The 3046-nt window shown below is 72.3% G+C and carries 5 protein-coding genes; 4 read left to right on the top strand and 1 reads right to left on the bottom strand.

Annotation, left to right across the window (positions count from 1 at the left end; translation table 11 throughout):
• A partial coding sequence (locus VET29_RS12130) for a hypothetical protein (protein ID WP_324919237.1) occupies nt 1–378 on the top strand: 378 nt, incomplete at its 5' end.
• 31 nt (nt 379–409) lie between these two features.
• Here VET29_RS12130 and VET29_RS12135 read toward each other — a convergent pair.
• On the bottom strand, nt 410–1363 hold the full coding sequence (locus VET29_RS12135) for an SDR family oxidoreductase (RefSeq protein WP_324919239.1): 954 nt from the start codon (nt 1361–1363) through the stop codon (nt 410–412).
• Nucleotides 1364–1487: 124 nt separating this feature from the next.
• Between VET29_RS12135 and VET29_RS12140 the strand changes: the two genes are divergently transcribed.
• The 3 genes from VET29_RS12140 to VET29_RS12150 form a co-directional block, all read left to right on the top strand.
• On the top strand, nt 1488–2075 hold the full coding sequence (locus tag VET29_RS12140) for a TetR family transcriptional regulator (protein ID WP_324919241.1): 588 nt from the start codon (nt 1488–1490) through the stop codon (nt 2073–2075).
• Between the two features lie 120 nt (nt 2076–2195).
• On the top strand, nt 2196–2408 hold the full coding sequence (locus tag VET29_RS12145) for a hypothetical protein (RefSeq protein ID WP_324919243.1): 213 nt from the start codon (nt 2196–2198) through the stop codon (nt 2406–2408).
• A 32-nt stretch (nt 2409–2440) separates the two neighbouring features.
• On the top strand, nt 2441–3046 hold a 606-nt coding region (locus VET29_RS12150), incomplete at its 3' end, for an SCO6745 family protein (protein WP_324919245.1).

Genomic DNA, 3046 nt, shown 5'->3' on the forward strand with positions numbered 1-3046 from the left:
AGCGCGGCCCTGGCCGGTCTGGCGTTCGGTGGGGCGGCGCTGTGTGCCCGCGCACTGCCGTCCGCACCGGCGACGCGGGGGGTGCCGGCCACGCTGGGTGCCCTGGCCACCGACCCCCTCACCTGGGGGCTGGTCGGCTTCGGGGTGACCGGGATGCTGCTCTACACCCACGCGCTCCAGCAGGGGCAGGTCGGCCCGGTCACCGCCGTGCTGTGGATCGTCGAGGTCATCGCACCGTCGGTCGTCGGGGTCGCGGCCCTGCACGACGCGGTCCGGGATGGCTGGGCGCCGTACGCGGTGGTCGCGGTGCTGGCCACCACCGCGGCGGCCGCCGTCCTGGCCACCGCACCCGCGACGGCCGCGGCGACACCACCCTGACGCCGGCCCACCCCCTTCGCCCGGGCGCGGGTCAGCGCCGGCTGTGGTGGGGCAGCCAGATCTCCTCCGCGCGGATGCTGGCCTCCGGGTCGAAGTAGTCGCCGGTGTCGAGGTCCTCCAGCAACGTCGGGTGCCGCGGCGTCCAGTCCAGCAGTGCCTGGGTGTGCTGGCTGGAGACGGGCACGTCGAGGGAGAAGAACCTGGCCAGGAACGGGTTGCCGAGATGCGCGGCGGCCTGGTCGAGGGTCAGTGACGTGGTGGGGAGGTCGAGCGTTCGCGCGATCCGCTCGGCGATGCTCCTGATCGTGACGGCGCTTTCGCCGACGCCGTGCAGCACGCTCCCGGCGGGAGCCTTCTCCAGCGCCAGCCGGTAGAGACGGGCGGCGTCGGCGCGGTGGACGGCTGGCCAGCGGTTGAGGCCGTCACCGAGGTAGGCGGAGACGCCGGCCCTGCGCGCCGCGGCGATGAGCGCCGGGATGAACCCGTGGTCGCCCGGGCCGTGCACGGTCGGCGCGAGTCGCACGACGCTGGCCCGGACCCCCGACTCGGCGAAGCGCAGACAGGCCCGCTCGCCCGGGATGCGGAAGGCGGCGACCGATCCGGGATCCGGCGCGTCCTGCTCGGTGCTGACCCGACCGGCCCGGGTCACCAGCGTGCCCGACGTGCTGACGAGTGGTTTGCCGGACCCGACCAGCGCCTGACCGAGCGCCTCGACCGCGGCGCGGTCGCGGCGGACGAGGTCGTCCGGATCGGCGTAGTCACCGCCGAAGGCCATGTGCAGGACGCCGTCGACGGCGTCGGCGCCGCGGCGCAGGCTGTCCAGGTCGTCGAGGCTGCCGCGGTGTGGTGTGGCGCCCAGCGACGCCAACCGCGCGGCGGCGGTGTCCGAGCGGGCCAGGCCGGTGACGGTGTGGCCGGCCGCGACGAGCTCGGCGACGACGGCGGGCCCGGTCTGGCCGGAACCACCGGTGACGAAGACATGCATGAGACACCCTCCAGGTAACGCCAGTGACTGGCACTACTTAACGCCAGTCACTGACTCTACGCTTTATGTCAGTGGCTGGCGCAACGTGGTGTCAGTCACTGGCGCAACGCGGTAGGCTCGGCGCGTGCCACGGAGTGGAGCAGAAGCACGTCGCCGCCTGCAGCGGGCGGCCCTGGAGCTGTATCAGGAACGCGGGTTCGACCAGACCACCGCGGCGGAGATCGCCGCCCGGGCCGGTGTCAACGAACGCACGTTCTTCCGGCACTTCTCGGACAAGCGCGAGGTCCTCTTCGACGGCGAAGCCGAGCTGGGTGCCACGCTGACACAGGCGGTGGCCGACGCCCCCGACGGGCTGGAGCCGTTCGAGGTACTGCTGTGCGCCTTCCGGAGAACCGCCAGGAGAATCGAGGACAACCGCCCGTACTCCGAACCACGCTGGAAGGTCATCGCGGCGACACCGGCCCTCCGCGAACGAGAGCTGGCCAAACATGCGTGGCTCACGGAAGCCGCGGCGGAGGCGCTGCGACGGCGCGGCCTCGGCGACGGGTTGGCCGGCCTGGCCGCCCGGACCGGCTGGGCCGCTTACCAACACGCGGTCCAGTCCTGGATCGACGACCCCGCACGGAGCCTGGACACCCATCTCCTGCGTGCCTTCGACGACCTACGCGCCCTCTCCGCCGCCCCATCGACACAGGCGAGCCCCGAACGCTGACAGGATGATTCGAGGAGCGGGACGTCGCTCATGCCGGCCCGTCGCGGTGGGCCTGGTCGGTACTGCTGGCAGAGGCTGGCGGCAGGCGAGCTGGTCGGCGGTGACCGGGTCGCTGCCTCGATGATTCGTGACCTGGTCCATGCCGACGATCTCGATCCACGAGGTGTCCGCATCCACAACGCGCGGATCGACGGCCAGCTCGACCTGTATGACGTGTCGGCGAACAGGCCGTTCAGTTGGGCGTTCGCCACACTCTTCATCGCGGGGATTCACCGGCCTGGTACGCAAAACGACCTGACCGGGGCCGGCCGGAGTTGTTCGTGGCTAGTGTGAGACCCGCCCTCGACCACAGGAGACGCCGACCGATGCAGCACCCAACGGCCAAGATCCACCGCATGTTCGAGCTCGTCGAGCCGATCGCCACCGTCTCCTTGTCCGAGGTGCCGAACGAGGCGTTCCTGGCCCTGGGGATGCGTAACTACTGGGACGGGTACTTCGCCGGCCGGGCCGCGCCGCTGGGCCTGGCACCGGCCGAGGTGGTGCACGCGGTCTTCTACAACTTCGCCGACGGCGAGGTCGCGCGCCACATCCCGTGGGTGTGGGGGAAGACCACCCCGCAGGAGGCGATAGCCGTGCGCGAGCGGAGCAGCGCCGCGCCGCTGCGGCAGAGGATCGGGCAGCTCGCCGAGTCCTCCGGTCTGGTGCGGGCCGCCGACCTGGCCACCAAAGCGGCGGTAAGCGCGCCGCCCGAGGGCCGAGCGCTCTACGCCGGACTCCGGGCGCTCGCCGTGCCCGAGGAGCCGGTGGCCAGACTCTGGCACGCGGCGACACTGCTGCGTGAGCACCGCGGGGACGGCCACAACGCCGCCCTCCTCGCCCACGGCATCGGCGGCACCGAGGCCCACGTCCTGCTCGCTGCCTCCCTCGGCATGAGGCCGGAGGAGTTCGGCCGGGTCCACCACCTGCCCCAG

Source organism: Actinophytocola sp., assembly GCF_035634895.1.
Taxonomy (GTDB): domain Bacteria; phylum Actinomycetota; class Actinomycetes; order Mycobacteriales; family Pseudonocardiaceae; genus Actinophytocola.

Coding starts and splice junctions, on each gene's coding strand:
- VET29_RS12135 (WP_324919239.1), bottom strand. CDS start 1,363: ATGCATGTCTTCGTCACCGGTGGTTCCGGCCAGACCGGGCCCGCCGTC.
- VET29_RS12145 (WP_324919243.1), top strand. CDS start 2,196: ATGATTCGTGACCTGGTCCATGCCGACGATCTCGATCCACGAGGTGTC.